The following is a 17,486-nucleotide window of genomic DNA, read 5'->3' as shown; positions in this document are numbered from 1 at the left end:
CGGCCCCCAGGGGAAAGGATCAGGAGAACAGGGCGATCAGCACCGGCGCCAGCAGGCTCAGCAGGAAGCCGTGCACAATGGCAGGCGGCACCATGTCCAACCCGCCGCTGCGCTGCAGCACCGGCAGGGTGAAGTCCATCGAGGTGGCGCCGCACAGGCCGAGGGCGGTGGAGCGGCTGCGGCGCACCAGCGTCGGGATCAGCATGATCGCCACCAGCTCGCGCGCCAGATCGTTGAAGAACGCGGCGCTGCCCATCACCGGGCCGTAGGCGTCGGTGATCAGAATGCCGGACAGCGAGTACCAGCCGAAGCCGGAGGCCATCGCCAGCCCGGCCTTGACCGGCAAGCCCAGCAGCTGTGCCGCCAGCGCACCGCCGGCCAGAGACGCGATGGTCACGACCAACGCCACCAGCGTGCCGCGGCGGTTGAGCACGATCTGGCGCAGCGTCATGCCGCTGTTGCGCAGTTGAATACCGACCAGCAACAGCAGGAAGATCAGCGCATATTCGCTGCCTTTATGGGCGAACTGCAGCCATTGCCACTGCGTCAGGCCGAGCAGGAAGCCACCCAGCACCACGCCGCACAGCTTGAGCGACTCCAGCGCCATGTGCACGCGCGAAGGCAGCTTCTCCTGTTTATGGCTGCTGCGCCACGGCATGCGCCGCTCCAGCAGCGCCAGCAACAGCAGATTGGCGCAGAGAATGCAGAAGAAGAACACCGCGCTGTACTGGAAGATCAGCACCAGGTTACTGCTGAGATCTTCCATGAACGCCAGGCTGATACCCATGAAAAACAGGATCACGTACACCATCCAGCTCAGCAGCCGGTTGATCAGCACCAGCAGCGGGCGATGGCGTAAGGGAATGAGGTAACCGACAATCAGCGGTAACAGAATAATCAACAGTCCTGAGTACATGGTGCAGCTTGTGTCCTTGAGTTTTGAAGCGCGCCGAACGGCGGCGAGGAGCACACGCTAACCAAAAGCCCGGCCGGAGTAAAGCGGCAGATTTGACGTTGGCCGCTTGACCTGCAAGGGGTTTTTTGACCATGCTCTGTGAAAGTCACCTCATTGAAGAGGCGGCGACGCGCACGGGAGGCGGCGGATGTTCTTGGAGCGTATCGAAATTGTAGGTTTTCGCGGCATTAATCGGTTGTCCCTGATGCTGGACGACAACACGCTGTTGCTCGGTGAAAACGCCTGGGGTAAATCCAGCCTGCTGGATGCGCTGACGCTGCTGCTGGCGCCGGAGCAAAAGCTGTATCGGTTTGAAGCGCACGACTTCCACTTCCCGCCCGGTGAAGAGGCGGCCAAAGAGCGCCACCTGCAGGTGGTGTTCACCTTCTGCGAAAAAGACATCGGCCATGCGCACCTGCCGCGCTATCGCCACCTGACGCCGCTGTGGGTCAAGGGCGAAGATGGCCTGAACCGCATTCATTACCGCTGCGAGGGCGAGCTGGCCGATGACGGCACGGTATGCACCTGGCGCGGTTTTCTCGACGCCGACGGCAATGCGCTGCAGCTGCACCATATCGAACAGCTGGCCCACGCCATCATCCGCATCCATCCGGTGTTGCGCCTGCGCGACGCGCGCTTTATTCGCCGCCTGCGCCCCAGCAGCCTCGGCGATGAACGGCGGCCGGACACTCAGGCGCTGGCGCAGCAGCTGGATCAGCTGACGCGCGAACTGGTACGCAATCCGCAAAAGTTGACCAACGGCGAACTGCGTCAGGGGCTGGCGGCCATGCAGCAGCTGCTGGAGCACTATTTCGCTGAGCAAGGCTCGCAGGTGACGCGCCCGCGCCGCCGCGGTGGCGAACCCGAGCAGGATGCCTGGCGCGCGCTGGACGGCATCAACCGCATGGTGGCCGAGCCGAACAGCCGCAGCATGCGTCTGATTCTGCTGGGGATGTTTTCCACCCTGTTGCAGGCCAAAGGCGACGTCAAGCTGGATCCGCACGCCCGGCCGCTGCTGCTGGTGGAAGACCCGGAAACCCGTCTGCACCCGATCATGCTGTCCGTGGCCTGGGGGTTGCTCAATCAGCTGCCGTTACAGCGCATTACCACCACCAACTCCAGCGAGCTGGTGTCGCTGGTGCCGGTGGAACACGTTTGCCGGCTGGTGCGCGAGTCGGGGCGGGTCGCAACCTATCGCCTCGGGCCGCGCGGGCTGGGCGCCGAAGACGGGCGCCGCATCGCGTTCCATATCCGTTTCAACCGGCCGTCGTCGCTGTTCGCCCGCTGCTGGCTGCTGGTGGAGGGGGAAACCGAGGTGTGGTTGCTGAACGAACTGGCGCGCCAGTGTGGTTACCATTTCGAGGCGGAAGGGGTGAGGGTCATCGAATTCGCCCAGTGCGGCCTGAAGCCGCTGCTACGTTTTGCCCGCCGCATGGGCATCGAGTGGCATGCGCTGGTGGACGGCGACGAAGCGGGCAAAAAGTACGCCAACACCGTGCGCAGCCTGCTGGACAATCATGAAGACAACGAGCGCGATCGGCTGACCGCGCTGCCGGCACCGGACATGGAGCATTTTATGTTCCGCGAAGGGTTCGGCCCGGTCTATCACCGGGTGGCTTCGGTGCCGATCAACGCGCAGATGCCGGTGCGTAAGGTGATCCTGAAAGCGGTCCACCACTCTTCAAAACCGGATCTGGCGATCGAGGTCGCGATGCAGGCCGGCGAATGGGGCACGGATTCGGTGCCGCCGCTGCTGAAGAAAATGTTCTCACGGGTAATCTGGCTGGCGCGCGGCCGGGCGGACTGACGGCCCGCAGGGCGCTATCGGGCGCAGAAGTGCGCCGCCAATCCCTGTTCCAACTCGTCCAGCAACTGATAGCGGCGGCGATACTCGGCGCGCTTCTTGCTGGCAATCTCTTCGATCGGTTTGCGGGCGATGCGTTCAGGCAACAGGAAATAGCCGCTGTCGAGCGGTTTGGCGCCCATCGACAGCCAAAACTGATCGTAATCGGCGTGCAGCTTATCCTTCTTCTTACTCTGGTAACGCCAGTTTTGATAGATATGGGTGGCGTTGCCGACCGCCACGATCTGGCGGATGCCGAGGCGCCGCGCCAGCGTGCAGATGCCTTCCAGCACCAGCCGTTTGGGGAACAAGCCATGGCACTCTTTGGTGGTGTGCTGGATCTCGGCGTGCGGCACGTCATGGTTCGCGCCCTGCAGGCCGCCGATGAACAGCGTCGGCTGCTGTTGATAATGCATCAGCGCAAAGGTGATCTCTGCCAGCATCACGCCGTTGGCGTTGCGCAGCAGCAGCGTGGCTTCCCCTTCCTTATTCAGTTTGTCGATCGCCGCCAGTTCCAGCGTGATCGGCGCTTCGTTTTTACCCATCGCGCTGGCCAACACGAAAGACTGCGGGCCGAGGTGGCCGAGGCGCATCTTCAGCGGCATGCGCTGCACGATGAGATCGTAATGATCGCGCAGCGCGAACAGGCATTCGATCTTGCTCATGTTGGCCGCCAGATACGGGCGATGCAGTTTGCACGGCAGGTTCGGCTGCGCGCTCAGGATCTCTTCCAGCAACGGATGGCTGGCCAGGGTGTTGAGCAGGCCGCTGGTGGTGCGCCAGTTGAGTAGCGAGCGGCCGAGAAACTTCAGGCGAAACGCGGTTTTTTTCCAGGCATTGCTCGGCGCCTTTTCGCCATTGATCAGCGCCGTCATCAGTTGCCAGCCGTTAAGCGGCCGGGCGGAAGCGAGTGGGTAGCTGAGCTGTGACATGATGAAATCCTTGGCTGTGTTGAATGGCGTTATTTCATCAAGGCTTCACTAAACGGGAGTTCAATGCAGAACTGTAACCAAGCGTGTCTCCACATTGTGTTGAGCTAAGGTTTAGTTATTCCCTACGGTGCATGCTAATTTAGCTCCGCCGCCGCGATGGGCGGTCGATATTCACAAGCACAGGCAGGTCAATTTTGACAGGGTTTAAAGGACATAGACGCCGCTGGATTCTCTCTCTGGCGGTGATCGCGGTAATTGCCGCGGCGGTCGTTTGGCACTTTCGCCATCCGGCGCCAACCGATTTCAAAACGGTGAAAGTTACCCAACGCGATCTGCAGCAGAACGTGTTGGCGACCGGCCAGTTGGACGCGGTGCGCAAGGTTGACGTCGGCGCGCAGGTCAGCGGGCAGTTGGAAAAGCTGTATGTCGAGATCGGCGACAAGGTGCAGAAAGGCCAGTTGTTGGGGGTTATCGATCCGCAACAGGCGCAGAACAGCATCCGCGAAGGGGAAGCGACGCTGCGCGAACTGCATGCTCAACTGCTGCAGGCGCAGGCCGAGCAGCAGCTGGCGGCGGTCACGCTGCAGCGCAACCAGGCGCTGGCCAAGCTGCAGGCGATATCGCGCCAGGATCTGGATCAGGCGGCGACGCAACTGGCGGTGAAGAAGGCGCAGGTGGGCACCATCAATGCGCAGATCGCCAAGAATCAGGCCAGTCTGGATACTGCCAAGATCAACCTGGCCTATACCCGTATCGAAGCGCCGATGGATGGCGACGTGGTGCAGATCACCACGCTGCAGGGCCAGACGGTGATCGCGGCGCAGCAGGCGCCGAACATTCTGACGCTGGCGGATCTCAGCACCATGCTGGTGAAGGCGCAGGTGTCAGAGGCCGACGTCATCAACCTCAAGCCGGGTCAGAAGGCCTGGTTCACGGTGTTGGGCGATCCGGCCCGGCGCTTCGACGGCGTGCTGAAAGACATTCAGCCGACGCCGGAGAAGGTCAACAACGCCATCTTCTATTATGCGCGTTTCGAAGTGCCCAACCCGGAAAGGCTGCTGCGCTTGCAAATGACGGCGCAGGTGCATATTCAGCTGGCCGGCGTTGAGCAGGCGCTGGTGATCCCGCTGGCGGCGCTGGGCGATCAGATCGCCGACAATCGCTATCACGTTTCGGTGCTGAAACAGGGTAAGGAAGAGAAGCGTGAGGTGGCCATCGGCCTGCGCAACAATATCGATGTGCAGATCCTCAGCGGGCTCGAGGTGGGCGATGAGGTGATCGTCAGCCGCGGCGGCGTGGAGGCCGGCTGATGGCGGCGCTGTTGCAGCTGAGCGGCATCCGCCGCAGCTACCGTTCCGGCGAACAGACGGTGGAGGTGTTGAAGGGGATCAGCCTGAGCATCGAAGCCGGTGAAATGGTGGCGATCATGGGGGCCTCCGGCTCCGGCAAATCGACGCTGATGAACATTCTCGGCTGCCTGGACAAGCCGAGCGCCGGCGTGTATCAGGTGGCCGGGCAGGATGTGGCGACGCTGAGCGACGATGCGTTGGCGCAGCTGCGGCGCGAGCATTTCGGCTTTATCTTTCAGCGCTATCATCTGTTGCCGCACCTGAGCGCGGCGCACAACGTCGAAGTGCCGGCGGTGTACGCCGGACTGGGCAAAGCGGCGCGGCACGAACGGGCGGTGGCGCTGTTGCGGCGTTTGGGGCTGGGGGAGCGCGTCAACTACCGGCCGAGCCAGCTTTCCGGCGGCCAACAGCAACGCGTCAGTATCGCCCGCGCGCTGATGAACGGCGGGCAGGTGATCCTGGCGGATGAGCCGACCGGCGCGCTCGACAGCCACTCCGGCGAAGAGGTGATGGCGATCCTCAAACAGTTGTGCGCCCAGGGCCACACGGTGATCCTGGTGACACACGATCCGGCGGTGGCGCGGCAGGCGGAGCGGATCATCGAGATCCGCGACGGCGAAATCATCGCTGACTCGCGTCCGACACCGCAAGATAATGCGCAGGTCAAGCCGCTGGCGCTGGCCGCTGCGGCGCCTTCCTGGCGGCAGATGGGCGGCCGCTTCCGCGAGGCGCTGGTCATGGCCTGGCGCGCAATGGCGGCCAACAAGATGCGCACCGCGCTGACTATGCTCGGGATTATTATCGGCATCGCCTCGGTGGTGTCGATCCTGGTGATCGGCGCAGCCGCCAAGCAGATGGTGCTGGCGGACATCAAATCCATCGGCACCAACACCGTCGACATCTACCCCGGCAAGGATTTCGGTGACGACGACCCGACCTACCGGCAATCGTTGAAATACGGTGACCTCGATGCGCTGCGCGAACAGCCATACATCAGCGCGCTGTCGCCGAGCATCAGCAGCAGCATGCGGCTGCGGCTGGGCAACGTCGACGCGGCGGCTAACGTCAACGGCGTCAGCGAGCAGTTTTTCCGCGTCTACGGCATGAGCTTTACCCAAGGTGTCGGCATCGACCAGATGCAGGTACAGTCGCAGGCGCAGACGGTGGTGATCGACGCCAATACCCAACGGCGGCTGTTCCCGCACCAAAAGAACGTGGTGGGCGAGGTGATTCTGGTGGGCAACATGCCGGCGACGGTGGTTGGCGTGGCCAAGGAGAAGCAGTCGATGTTCGGCAGCAGCAAGACGCTGAACGTGTGGGTGCCTTACAGCACGATGGCTAACAGGCTGATGGGCAACAGCTATTTTGATTCGATCACCGTGCGCATCCGCGACGGCTACGACAGCAAGGAAGCGGAGCAACAGCTGTCACGCCTGCTGACGCTGCGCCACGGCAAGAAGGACTTCTTTACCTATAACATGGACAGCCTGGTGCAAACCGCGGAGAAAACCACCCGCACGCTGCAGCTGTTCCTGACGCTGGTGGCGGTGATTTCGCTGGTGGTCGGCGGTATCGGCGTGATGAACATCATGCTGGTGTCGGTGACCGAGCGCACGCGCGAGATCGGCATCCGCATGGCGGTGGGCGCGCGTTCCGGCGACGTCTTGCAGCAGTTTCTGATCGAGGCGGTCTTGGTCTGCCTGGTGGGTGGCGCGCTGGGGATTACGCTGTCGTTCGCCATCGGTTTGGTGGTACAGCTGGTGTTGCCGGGCTGGCAGATAAGCTTCCCGCCGGCGGCGTTGCTGAGCGCGTTTCTCTGTTCCACCGGCATCGGCGTGGTGTTCGGCTATCTGCCGGCGCGCAATGCCGCGCGGCTGAACCCGATCGACGCGCTGGCACGCGAGTAAGTCACAGGCATAAAAAATGCCAGTCACACGGCGGCTGGCATTTTTATTGCAGTCACGATCAGTGCAGAGCGATTCTGCAGGAAGCGTTTAGGACAGCGCCTCGCTTTCCACTGGCACAATCAGGCTTGCATGGTTCCCTTTTGGCCCTTGGTGCACGTCAAAGCTGACCTGTTGGCCCGCCTTCAACGTTCTGTAACCATCCATCTTGATGGTGGAATAATGCGCGAAAATATCTTCGCCACCGCCGGCCGGGCAGATGAAGCCAAAGCCTTTGGCGTTGTTAAACCATTTAACAGTACCCGTCTCCATGCTTTTACATCCCTCGCAACGCTATTTTAAGTGAGATGAATAACTGATTTCGCACCCGCCATGAGCGGGTAGCAGGTGGGCAAGGGGTGGTTAAAAGACCACCAGCCACGAATTTACACTCTAGAGCAAATGATCGGGGCGTCAAGGGATCGGCTTTTGTCGGCGGGGAGCAGTTCACCAAAGTTTGAAGCAGGTAACGCTATTGCCACGATTCAGTCACAATTGGCCCGTTTTTTTGCGCACGTTACAGTGCGGCGGGACGAGGCCGAAGATGATAAAATAGTAACTATCCCCCACTTTGAATAACCGAAACCTGCCCCCATATAAGAGGGCAGAGCAGAGAAGATGAGCAGCGATGGGCAATAACAACGACTGGCTAAACTTTGAACACTTGGCCGAAGAAAAACAAATCGATGCGGTAAAACCGCCGTCTATGTATAAAGTTATACTTAACAACGACGATTACACACCGATGGAATTTGTGATTGACGTTCTGCAAAAGTTCTTTTCTTATGATATTGAACGCGCAACGCAACTGATGCTCACGGTCCACTATCAAGGCAAGGCGATCTGTGGTGTTTTTACCGCCGAGGTGGCGGAAACCAAAGTCGTCCATGTGAACCGGTACGCAAGGGAGAACGAGCATCCGTTGCTTTGTACGCTGGAAAAAGCCTGAATAAGGCAATCTATTGGGGAGGTGCTTATGCTCAATCAAGAACTGGAACTCAGTCTCAACATGGCTTTCGCCAGGGCGCGTGAGCACAGACACGAGTTTATGACCGTGGAGCACCTGTTGCTAGCGTTGCTGAGCAACCCTGCCGCGCGAGAAGCGCTTGAGGCATGTACGGTGGATCTGGCCGCGTTGCGCCAGGAGCTGGAAGCCTTCATCGAACAAACCACACCGACGCTGCCCGCCGGCGAAGAAGAGCGCGACACTCAGCCGACGCTCAGCTTCCAGCGCGTGCTGCAGCGCGCGGTCTTCCATGTGCAATCTTCCGGCCGCAGTGAGGTGTCCGGCGCCAACGTGTTGGTGGCAATCTTCAGCGAGCAGGAGTCGCAGGCGGCCTATCTGCTGCGTAAACACGACGTCAGCCGTCTCGACGTGGTGAACTTCATTTCACATGGCACGCGTAAAGACGAGCCGGGCCAAGCGCCGAATGCGGAAAACCCGGTGAACGAAGAGCAGTCCGGAGGGGAAGACCGTATGGAAAACTTCACCACCAACCTCAATCAGTTGGCCCGTGTGGGCGGCATCGATCCGTTGATCGGCCGCGATCGTGAGCTGGAACGCGCGATTCAGGTGCTGTGCCGCCGCCGTAAAAACAACCCGCTGCTGGTCGGCGAATCCGGCGTCGGCAAGACCGCTATCGCCGAAGGCCTGGCCTGGCGCATCGTGCAGGGCGACGTGCCGGAAGTGATGGCGGACTGCACGCTGTATTCGCTGGATATCGGTTCACTGCTGGCCGGCACCAAATACCGCGGCGACTTCGAGAAGCGCTTCAAAGCGCTGCTCAAGCAGTTGGAACAGGATCAGAACAGCATCCTGTTCATCGATGAAATTCACACCATTATCGGCGCCGGCGCGGCTTCCGGTGGCCAGGTGGATGCTGCCAACCTGATAAAACCGCTGCTGTCGAGCGGCAAGATCCGGGTGATCGGCTCGACTACCTACCAGGAGTTCAGCAACATCTTCGAAAAGGATCGCGCTCTGGCGCGCCGCTTCCAGAAGATAGACATCACCGAGCCGACGGCGGAAGAGACCGTTCAGATCATCAACGGCCTGAAGGCCAAGTATGAAGCGCACCACGACGTGCGTTATACCGCCAAGGCGATCCGCGCGGCGGTGGAGCTGTCGGTGAAATACATCAACGACCGTCATCTGCCGGACAAGGCGATCGACGTGATCGACGAGGCGGGCGCCCGCAGCCGGTTGATGCCGGCCAGCAAGCGCAAGAAAACCGTCAACGTGGCCGATATCGAATCCGTGGTGGCGCGCATTGCCCGCATCCCGGAGAAAACCGTGTCGGCCAGCGATCGCGACGTGCTGAGAAATCTGGGCGATCGCCTGAAGATGCTGGTATTCGGCCAGGATCAGGCGATCGAAGCGCTGACGGAAGCGATCAAGATGAGCCGCGCCGGTCTGGGCCACGATCGCAAGCCGGTTGGTTCCTTCCTGTTCGCCGGGCCGACCGGGGTCGGGAAAACCGAGGTCACCGTACAGTTGGCCAAGGCGATGGATATCGAGCTGCTGCGTTTCGACATGTCCGAGTACATGGAGCGGCATACCGTCAGCCGCCTGATCGGCGCGCCTCCGGGCTACGTCGGTTACGATCAGGGCGGGCTGCTGACCGATGCGGTGATCAAGCATCCGCATGCGGTGGTGCTGCTCGATGAGATCGAAAAGGCGCACCCGGACGTGTTCAACCTGCTGCTGCAGGTGATGGACAACGGCACGCTGACCGACAACAACGGCCGCAAGGCGGACTTCCGCAATGTGATCCTGGTGATGACCACCAACGCCGGGGTGCGGGAAACCGAACGTAAATCGATCGGCCTGGTGCAGCAGGACAACAGCATCGACGCGATGGAAGAAATCAAGAAGGTGTTTACGCCGGAGTTCCGCAACCGTCTGGATAACATCATCTGGTTCAACCATCTGTCTACCGAGGTGATCCAGCAGGTAGTCGACAAGTTTATCGTCGAACTGCAGGCGCAGCTGGATGCGAAGGGCGTCTCGCTGGAAGTGAGCGACGAAGCGCGCGACTGGCTGTCGGTGAAGGGCTACGACCGTGCGATGGGCGCTCGCCCAATGGCGCGCGTGATGCAGGAAAACCTGAAGAAACCGTTGGCCAACGAGCTGCTGTTCGGTTCGCTGGTGGACGGCGGCTCCGTGAAGGTCGAGCTGGACAAGGACAAGAAACAGCTGACCTATCACTTCCTCAGCGCCGCCAAACGCAAGACGGACGAGGGCGCGGTGCACTAAGGCCGCGTTCAGGCAAAGAAAAAGCGATGCTTCGGCATCGCTTTTTTTTTATGGGTGAGATTCACCGTACAACAGAAACGAGTGAGCCCTCTCAGTTTACCTGCGCACCTGCAACCCGTTGTGTAACGTCGCTGCGGGGGTAAACGGAAAGGGCTCCCGAGGGATTACATCCTCGATGCCGCCAGCGTGTGGCGCGCGGTGAGCCGATTAACGGCTACGGAAGACAATGCGGCCTTTGCTCAGGTCGTACGGGGTCAGCTCTACAGTGACTTTGTCGCCCGTCAGGATGCGGATATAGTTTTTACGCATTTTACCGGAGATGTGTGCGGTTACCACGTGCCCGTTTTCCAATTCAACGCGGAACATGGTGTTCGGCAGCGTATCAAGAACGGTGCCCTGCATTTCAATATTGTCTTCTTTGGCCATCGAATCCTCTAGGTCTAACTACCTTAGTTTTTAACCGGCAAGATAATGCCGAAAAACCCCCATTATGTAAAGATGTGTCGGTGAACATTGCACCGTTTCCACCAATTAGTTTGCTGGGGAGGGTGGTTCAACCGGCTGTGGGGATATGACTTGCGGCTCCCAGCACGCCGGCGCCAGGGGCCGCCGTTGAAGGGTGCTGAGCTGCTGCAAAAATTGACGGCGCGGAATTTCGCGCGCACCAAGGCGGGCAGTGTGAGCGTTCAGCACCTGGCAGTCAATCAATTCCCCGCCATAAGCGGCAAAATGACGGCAAAACGCCATCAATGCGCATTTGGAGGCATTGGTGACGCGGCTGAACATCGATTCACCGCAGAACAACGCCCCCTGCGCCACGCCATACATGCCGCCGACCAGTTGATCATCCTGCCATACCTCTATTGAGTGCGCGTAGCCGAGACGGTGCAGATGCAAATAGGCGCGCTGTACCTCCGGGCCGATCCAGGTGCCTTCATCCGGGCGGTGGGCGCAGGCGGCGATCACCGCGGCGAAGTCGTGATTGAGCGTGATGCGAAACGGATCGTGGCGCAGAAAGCGCTTCAGGCTGCGGTTCAGATGAAACTCGGTCGGAAACAACACCGCACGCGGATCGGGCGACCACCACAGAATCGCTTCCCCCGGCGAATACCAGGGGAAGATGCCGCGCTCGTAGGCCGCCAGCAGCCGCGGCGCCGTGAGGTCGCCGCCGATAGCCAACAGGCCGTTGGGATCGCGCAGGGCGCCCTCAGGCGAGGGAAACGCCAATGACTGCGGAGAAAGCTTAACGATGCGCATACAGGGTCTCTGCGTCCTCTACGGGCCGATTACGGCGCCAGGTTGCTGATACGGTTGCGAAAGCGGGCATAGCGGCCCTGCTGTCGCATCAGGGTCGCATGATCGCCCTGTTCGACAATCTGGCCGCCATCCATCACACAAATACGGTCGAGATGCTCCAGACCGTACAAACGGTGCGTCACCAGGATCAGCGTTTTGCCCTGACAATGCCGGCGCAGCAGCGCCAGGATCTGCTGTTCGGTCTCGGCGTCCAGCCCTTCGGTCGGCTCGTCGAGCAGCAACAGCGGGGCAGGGTGCAGCAGCGCGCGGGCGATGCCCAGGCGGCGCTGTTCACCGCCGGACAGCTGCCGGCCGCCTTCTCCCAGCCAGGCGTTCAGTCCGCCGTCGCTGTCCAGCAGTTTGCTCAGCCCTACCTGCTGCAACACCTCGATCAGGCGAGCGTCGTCGGCATCCGGCGCGGCCAGCCGCAGGTTTTCCCGCAGCGTATCGCTGAAGATATGCACCCGCTGGCTGACGACCGTGGTCATCCGACGCAATGTGGTTTCATCATAATCCTCCAGCGGTTCGCCGTTGAGCAGAATTTTGCCGCCGTCGGTACGCCAGGCGCGGGTCAACAGCTGCAGCAGGGTGGACTTGCCGCAGCCGGTACGGCCGAGCAAGGCGATGTGTTCACCGGCCGCGATCTCAAGGGTGACGTCGCGCAGCACCGGCTGCGGCTGATCGGGGTAGGTGAAACTCAGCTGCTGCAGGCTAAGCTGAGCCCGATCGGCGGCGGCGGGGCCGGCGGCCGGGAAGGTGACTTCCGGCTGGCGATCGATGATCTGTTTAACGCGCGTGGCCGAGGCGAGCACCTGCCCGAGGTGCTGGAAGGCACCGGCGACCGGCATCAGCGCTTCGAACGACGCCAGCGCGGCGAAGACAAACAGTGCGATCAGCGCGCCGGGCTGGGTATCGCCGCCGATGCCGGCGGCGGTCAGCCACAGCAGCAGCGTCACCGTCAATCCGCTGGCGAGGATCATCAACGCCTGCGCCTTGCCGCTCAGCGAGGCCTGCTGCCACTGGCGGCGTTGCCACAGTTGTTCGGTGGCGTTCAGCGTATGGCGGAAGTCGTTGACGGCGCCGAACACCACCAGCTCCGCCTGCCCCTGCAGCCAGGCGGTCAGGTCGGTGCGGTATTGGCCACGCAGGGCGGTGAGCTGGCCGCCGATCGGTTTGCCGGCGCGATAAAACACCGGCGGCACCAGCAGCAGCAACAGTAGCAGAATGCCGCCCAGCGTCAGGGCGAGCGCGGGATCCAGCCAACTCAGGCCGTAGGTGACCACCAGGATCACCACCGCCGCGCTGATCAGCGGCGAGATCACCCGCAGATACAGGTGATCCAGCGTGTCCACGTCCGCCACCAGGCGGTTGAGCAGGTCGGCCTGGCGGAAACGGGCGATGCCGCCCGGCGTCAGCGGCAGGATCTTGCTGAAGGTGAACACCCGCAGATGCGACAGCACACGGAAGGTGGCGTCGTGGCTGACCACGCGCTCGGCGTAGCGCCCGGCGGTGCGGAAGATCGCCGCGCCGCGCACGCCGGCGGCCGGCAGCATGTAGTTGAAGGTCAGCAGGCCCGCCAATCCGGCCAGCGAAGAGGCGGCCAGGAACCAGCCGGACAGCGCCAGCAGGCCGATGCTGGCCAGTAGGGTGACGATCGCCAAAAGGATGCCCAGGCTAATCAGCAGGCTATGGCGGCGATACAACGCCAGAAACGGCAGTAAAACGCGCATGATTAAAGCTCCCCGCGGCGATGGGCGATCAGCGTGGCGAACAGGCCTGGCTGAGCGCTGAGGGTGGCGTAGTCGCCCTGTTGCACGATGCGCCCGTTGTCCATCACCCAAATCTGGTCGTAGTCTTCGGTGTCTTCCAACTGGTGCGTCACCAGCAGGGTGGTTTGCTGATGCGAAGCGGCGCTCAGCGCCTGCATCACCCGTTGTTCGCTGTGGGCGTCAAGGCTGGCGGCCGGTTCATCCAGCAGCAGCAGGCGGCGCGGGCCGATCAGCGCCCGGGCGACCGCCACGCGCTGTGCCTGGCCGACTGACAGGCGGGCGGCGTTGTCGCCCACTTCGGTGTCGAGCCCCTGCGGCAGATAGGGCCGCAGTTCGCTGACGTAGGCGTGTTCCACCGCCTGCTGCAGCTGCGCTTCACTGGCCTGCGGGCAGCCCAGCAGGATATTGGTGCGCAAGGTTTGCGCCGGCAGGTGCGGGTTCTGCCCGACCCAGCTCAGCTGTTGGCGCCAGGTTTCGGCGGACAGTTCGCGTAGCTCGATGCCGTTGACGGTCAGTGACCCGCGATAGGGCAGGAAGCCGAGCAGCAGGTTGAGCAGCGAGCTTTTACCGGCGCCGCTCAGCCCGACCAGCGCCACGCGCTGTTGCGGTTGCAGGGTAAAACTCAGCGGCCCGGCCAGCAGCACGCCGTTCGGCGACAGGATTTCCAACTCGTTCGCCTGCAGCGTCAGCGGTTGATCGGCGGGCAGCTGCCGCGTGCCGTTGCCCATCTGCTCGCCTTCGGCGCTGAGGAAGGTTTCCAGCGCTTCCGCCGCGCCGATCGCCTGTGCTTTGGCATGATAGAAGGTGCCGAGATCGCGCAGCGGTTGGAAAAACTCCGGCGCCAGAATCAACACCAGAAAACCGGAAAACAGCGTCACGCCGAGGCCGTAGCTGCCGAAGTTGAGTTCGCCGAGGTAAGAAAAGCCGAAGTACACCGCCACCACGGCGATGGAGATAGAGGCGAAGAACTCCAGCACGCCGGAAGAGAGGAAGGCCAGACGCAGCACTTCCATGGTGCGGCTGCGGAAATCTTCGGAAGATTTGGCGATCTGCGCGGTTTCGGCCTGCGCGCGATCGAACAGCCGCAGGGTGTCCAGGCCGCGCAGGCGGTCGAGGAAGTTGCCGCTCAATCTCGCCAGCGCCACGAAGTTGCGGCGGTTGGCGTCGGCAGCCCCCATACCGACCAGCGCCATAAACAGCGGGATCAGCGGCGCGGTCGCCAGCAGAATGATGCCGGCGGCCCAGTTGATTGGGAAGACGGCGATCAGGATCAGCAGCGGGATGAAGACCGCCAGATACATCTGCGGCAGGTAGCGCGAGTAATAGTCCTGCATATCCTCGATCTGCTCGACGATGATACTGGCCCAACTGCCCGCCGGTTTGCCCTGGATCCAGGCCGGGCCGAGCTGCTGGAGCTTATCCAGCACCTGTTGGCGCATACGCTGGCGGATCACCTGGCCGCACAGGAAACCGACGCGTTCCCGCAGCCAGCTCAACAGCGCCCGCAGCGCGAACGCGGCGGCCAGCCAGATGAACGAAGGGATCAGCTGTTCGCGCGGGGTATGCTCGATAATCAGGGCGTGCAGCAGGCTGGCCAGCAGCCAGGCCTGCGCCACGATCAGCAGGCCGCTGAATAACCCCAACAGCATGGAAAGGCGCAGCCAACGCTGCGCTAACGAACTCTGGGTTTTAAGCCAACGGGTTAACTGTTGCTGTCTGGTTTTTTTCATCAGATATGCGTCTGCGTCGCCGGCGCCCGTTTGTTACGGACTGGGTTAACGTACTGTTAAATAATAGTGTTTGGCGCAATCGGCGACAAACAAGCGAGGGCTCATGTTACCTCGTCACCCGGCAGACTGAAAATAATAAAGCAGCCAAATGTGGCTATAACAGACGTGAGGGGGAGAGTGCGGAAGGAAGGGACAAAAAAAGCGGCCCGAGAGCCGCTTTTTGCTGATAACGTTAAAGTCTTAGCAGACTTCTGCGCCGGCAATGCCGTCCAGGTAGCGCTCAGCGTCCAGCGCCGCCATGCAGCCGGTGCCGGCGGAGGTAATCGCCTGGCGGTAAATGTGATCCATCACGTCGCCTGCGGCGAACACACCGGGGATAGTGGTTTGGGTCGCATTGCCGTGAATGCCGGACTGCACCTTGATGTAGCCGTTTTCCAGCTCCAATTGGCCGCCGAAGATGCCGGTGTTCGGGCTGTGGCCGATGGCGATGAATACGCCGGCCAGTTCCAGTTCACGGGTTTCGTTTTCCGCTTTGGTGCTGCGGATACGCACGCCGGTCACGCCCATTTCATCGCCCAGCACTTCGTCCAGCGTATGGTCGGTATGCAGTACGATGTTGCCGCTTTTCACTTTCTCCATCAGCCGGTCGATCAGGATTTTCTCTGAACGGAAGCTGTCGCGGCGGTGGATCAGGTGAACCTCGGCGGCGATGTTGGACAGATACAGCGCTTCTTCAACGGCGGTGTTGCCGCCGCCAACGACCGCGACTTTCTGGTTGCGGTAGAAGAAACCGTCGCAGGTCGCGCAGGCGGAAACGCCTTTGCCTTTGAACGCGTCTTCGGAAGGCAGGCCAAGATAGCGGGCGGAGGCACCGGTCGCGATGATCAGCGCGTCGCAGCTGTATTCGCCGCTGTCGCCGAACAGGCGGAACGGACGCTGCTGCAGATCGACGCGGTTGATATGGTCGAAGACGATTTCAGTCTGGAACTTCTCCGCGTGCTCGCGCATGCGTTCCATCAGCGCCGGGCCGGTCAGGCCTTCGGCGTCGCCCGGCCAGTTTTCCACTTCGGTGGTGGTGGTCAGCTGGCCGCCTTGTTCCATGCCGGTAATCAGCACCGGGCTCAGGTTGGCGCGCGCCGCGTAGACGGCGGCAGTGTAACCGGCCGGGCCGGAACCCAGAATCAGTAGTTTGCTATGTTTAGCCGTGCCCATGAATAACCTCTTTATTCCACAATGGCGGACAATGAAGCCGATTGTAGGGAAAATGGCGCAGTAAAAAAAGCGTCGGGCGATGTTGTTAACGATTTGTATGATAGTTGTCGCCTATTAATGCGACTGCTGTCGGCAAATTGTACGCGGAACGCAGAAATTTAGCTTATCAAAGACGCGTGTGGCGGCAGAATCACCAAATGCGCAAAAACGGCGTCTTATGCGGTTTCGGCGGCTCCCTGCCGGGCTCTGTCTGCCAGCGATTCATAACTAAAAATAGGATGCAGACTTTTCGTGACGGTACGTTGTTCTGATTTTGCTTCTTTTACTTTGACAATCCGCTGCGCATTTGCGAAAACATCATAGGAAGAAGAAATTATCCCCGTAACACCAGCAAATCGTACGTATTTGCGCCGTGCGGCGGCAATGTGCGGCGGGTGTGCGGAACAAGACGCGCAAGCGTTTGCTGATTTTTTCTCGACCTTAACGTCATTGCCGGCGTTGCGCGGGGTTGGACAGACAGGCTGCGCGGCGTGGAATGATGGTAGTGAAGAAGCATATGACAGGCATCGGGTCTTCGCTTGGAACGAACCCTTACACATTGACGTTGGCTAGGGTGTGGCAAGTGCACGGAAGAAAATAAGAGAGACAATAATAATGGCAGACAACAAGAAACGCCCGGGTAAAGATCTTGACCGTATCGACCGCAACATCCTGAATGAGCTGCAGAAGGATGGGCGTATTTCGAACGTCGAGCTTTCGAAGCGCGTGGGGTTATCCCCGACACCATGTTTAGAACGCGTGCGCCGTCTCGAGCGCCAGGGTTTCATTCATGGCTATACCGCATTGCTCAACCCGCATTATCTGGATGCGTCCCTGCTGGTTTTCGTGGAGATCACGCTGAACCGCGGCGCGCCGGATGTGTTTGAGCAATTCAACTCGGCTGTGCAGAAGCTTGAAGAGATTCAGGAGTGTCATCTGGTTTCCGGTGATTTCGACTACCTGTTGAAAACCCGCGTACCGGACATGTCGGCTTACCGCAAACTGCTGGGCGAAACCTTGCTGCGTTTGCCGGGGGTTAACGACACCCGTACCTACGTAGTGATGGAAGAAGTGAAACAGAGTAACCGTCTGGTTATCAAAACACGGTAAGGTGCAGGTGCAAAACCTGATTAAATTGGTTACACTCCTGTTTATTCATACA

At 60.8% G+C, this 17,486-nt stretch carries 14 protein-coding genes; 6 read left to right on the top strand and 8 right to left on the bottom strand.

Going from position 1 to position 17,486, the window contains the following annotated elements:
• Positions 1 to 19: 19 nt before the first annotated feature.
• Entirely contained in the window at positions 20 to 916 is an 897-nt protein-coding gene (locus BHU62_RS01070; protein ID WP_073528738.1) for a lysine exporter LysO family protein, read from the bottom strand.
• Between the two features lie 187 nt (positions 917 to 1,103).
• Between BHU62_RS01070 and BHU62_RS01065 the strand changes: the two genes are divergently transcribed.
• Positions 1,104 to 2,762 (top strand): ATP-dependent endonuclease, encoded by a 1,659-nt coding sequence (locus tag BHU62_RS01065; RefSeq protein WP_073528737.1) that lies wholly within the window; start codon positions 1,104 to 1,106, stop codon positions 2,760 to 2,762.
• A gap of 14 nt (positions 2,763 to 2,776) precedes the next feature.
• Here the strand turns inward: BHU62_RS01065 and BHU62_RS01060 are convergent, their stop codons facing one another.
• Positions 2,777 to 3,730 (bottom strand): VirK/YbjX family protein, encoded by a 954-nt coding sequence (locus BHU62_RS01060; RefSeq protein WP_073528736.1) that lies wholly within the window; start codon positions 3,728 to 3,730, stop codon positions 2,777 to 2,779.
• Between the two features lie 194 nt (positions 3,731 to 3,924).
• Between BHU62_RS01060 and macA the strand changes: the two genes are divergently transcribed.
• Together macA and macB are read left to right on the top strand one after the other, a co-directional pair.
• Entirely contained in the window at positions 3,925 to 5,040 is a 1,116-nt protein-coding gene (gene macA / locus BHU62_RS01055; RefSeq protein WP_073528735.1) for a macrolide transporter subunit MacA, read from the top strand.
• Entirely contained in the window at positions 5,040 to 6,986 is a 1,947-nt protein-coding gene (gene macB, locus BHU62_RS01050) for a macrolide ABC transporter ATP-binding protein/permease MacB (RefSeq protein ID WP_073528734.1), read from the top strand. The genes macA and macB overlap by 1 nt, the downstream gene beginning before the upstream one ends.
• A gap of 87 nt (positions 6,987 to 7,073) precedes the next feature.
• Here macB and cspD read toward each other — a convergent pair whose 3' ends face one another.
• Positions 7,074 to 7,295 (bottom strand): cold shock-like protein CspD, encoded by a 222-nt coding sequence (gene cspD, locus BHU62_RS01045; protein ID WP_004928349.1) that lies wholly within the window; start codon positions 7,293 to 7,295, stop codon positions 7,074 to 7,076.
• A 355-nt stretch (positions 7,296 to 7,650) separates the two neighbouring features.
• Between cspD and clpS the strand changes: the two genes are divergently transcribed.
• Together clpS and clpA are read left to right on the top strand one after the other, a co-directional pair.
• A complete protein-coding gene (clpS, locus tag BHU62_RS01040; RefSeq protein ID WP_004928347.1) occupies positions 7,651 to 7,971 on the top strand; it encodes an ATP-dependent Clp protease adapter ClpS in 321 nt (106 codons plus the stop codon).
• Positions 7,972 to 7,998: 27 nt separating this feature from the next.
• A complete protein-coding gene (clpA, locus tag BHU62_RS01035) occupies positions 7,999 to 10,278 on the top strand; it encodes an ATP-dependent Clp protease ATP-binding subunit ClpA (RefSeq protein WP_073528733.1) in 2,280 nt (759 codons plus the stop codon).
• A gap of 207 nt (positions 10,279 to 10,485) precedes the next feature.
• Here the strand turns inward: clpA and infA are convergent, their stop codons facing one another.
• From infA to trxB, 5 genes are all read right to left on the bottom strand, one after another.
• The gene (gene infA / locus BHU62_RS01030) at positions 10,486 to 10,704 is read right to left on the bottom strand and encodes a translation initiation factor IF-1 (protein ID WP_002211347.1); all 219 of its coding nucleotides are present in this window, start codon (positions 10,702 to 10,704) and stop codon (positions 10,486 to 10,488) included.
• A 105-nt stretch (positions 10,705 to 10,809) separates the two neighbouring features.
• Positions 10,810 to 11,535, bottom strand: a complete 726-nt coding sequence (aat, locus tag BHU62_RS01025; RefSeq protein WP_073528732.1) for a leucyl/phenylalanyl-tRNA--protein transferase — start codon at positions 11,533 to 11,535, stop codon at positions 10,810 to 10,812.
• Between the two features lie 29 nt (positions 11,536 to 11,564).
• The gene (cydC, locus tag BHU62_RS01020; protein ID WP_073528731.1) at positions 11,565 to 13,304 is read right to left on the bottom strand and encodes a heme ABC transporter ATP-binding protein/permease CydC; all 1,740 of its coding nucleotides are present in this window, start codon (positions 13,302 to 13,304) and stop codon (positions 11,565 to 11,567) included.
• 2 nt (positions 13,305 to 13,306) lie between these two features.
• Positions 13,307 to 15,073, bottom strand: a complete 1,767-nt coding sequence (cydD, locus tag BHU62_RS01015; RefSeq protein WP_073528730.1) for a heme ABC transporter permease/ATP-binding protein CydD — start codon at positions 15,071 to 15,073, stop codon at positions 13,307 to 13,309.
• Between the two features lie 240 nt (positions 15,074 to 15,313).
• A complete protein-coding gene (gene trxB, locus BHU62_RS01010; protein ID WP_073528729.1) occupies positions 15,314 to 16,285 on the bottom strand; it encodes a thioredoxin-disulfide reductase in 972 nt (323 codons plus the stop codon).
• Positions 16,286 to 16,939: 654 nt separating this feature from the next.
• Between trxB and lrp the strand changes: the two genes are divergently transcribed.
• The gene (gene lrp, locus BHU62_RS01005; protein WP_004928318.1) at positions 16,940 to 17,434 is read left to right on the top strand and encodes a leucine-responsive transcriptional regulator Lrp; all 495 of its coding nucleotides are present in this window, start codon (positions 16,940 to 16,942) and stop codon (positions 17,432 to 17,434) included.
• Positions 17,435 to 17,486: the final 52 nt, after the last annotated feature.

This window comes from Serratia marcescens (genome assembly GCF_001902635.1).
Classification (GTDB): Bacteria; Pseudomonadota; Gammaproteobacteria; order Enterobacterales; family Enterobacteriaceae; genus Serratia; species Serratia marcescens_F.
Note: the sequence above shows the minus strand (reverse complement) of the source record. Positions and strands in the feature narration are given on the sequence as shown.

Coding starts and splice junctions, on each gene's coding strand:
- clpS (WP_004928347.1), top strand. CDS start 7,651: ATGGGCAATAACAACGACTGGCTAAACTTTGAACACTTGGCCGAAGAA.
- clpA (WP_073528733.1), top strand. CDS start 7,999: ATGCTCAATCAAGAACTGGAACTCAGTCTCAACATGGCTTTCGCCAGG.
- cspD (WP_004928349.1), bottom strand. CDS start 7,295: ATGGAGACGGGTACTGTTAAATGGTTTAACAACGCCAAAGGCTTTGGC.
- cydC (WP_073528731.1), bottom strand. CDS start 13,304: ATGCGCGTTTTACTGCCGTTTCTGGCGTTGTATCGCCGCCATAGCCTG.
- BHU62_RS01070 (WP_073528738.1), bottom strand. CDS start 916: ATGTACTCAGGACTGTTGATTATTCTGTTACCGCTGATTGTCGGTTAC.
- cydD (WP_073528730.1), bottom strand. CDS start 15,073: ATGAAAAAAACCAGACAGCAACAGTTAACCCGTTGGCTTAAAACCCAG.
- BHU62_RS01065 (WP_073528737.1), top strand. CDS start 1,104: ATGTTCTTGGAGCGTATCGAAATTGTAGGTTTTCGCGGCATTAATCGG.
- macB (WP_073528734.1), top strand. CDS start 5,040: ATGGCGGCGCTGTTGCAGCTGAGCGGCATCCGCCGCAGCTACCGTTCC.
- infA (WP_002211347.1), bottom strand. CDS start 10,704: ATGGCCAAAGAAGACAATATTGAAATGCAGGGCACCGTTCTTGATACG.
- lrp (WP_004928318.1), top strand. CDS start 16,940: ATGGCAGACAACAAGAAACGCCCGGGTAAAGATCTTGACCGTATCGAC.
- BHU62_RS01060 (WP_073528736.1), bottom strand. CDS start 3,730: ATGTCACAGCTCAGCTACCCACTCGCTTCCGCCCGGCCGCTTAACGGC.
- trxB (WP_073528729.1), bottom strand. CDS start 16,285: ATGGGCACGGCTAAACATAGCAAACTACTGATTCTGGGTTCCGGCCCG.
- aat (WP_073528732.1), bottom strand. CDS start 11,535: ATGCGCATCGTTAAGCTTTCTCCGCAGTCATTGGCGTTTCCCTCGCCT.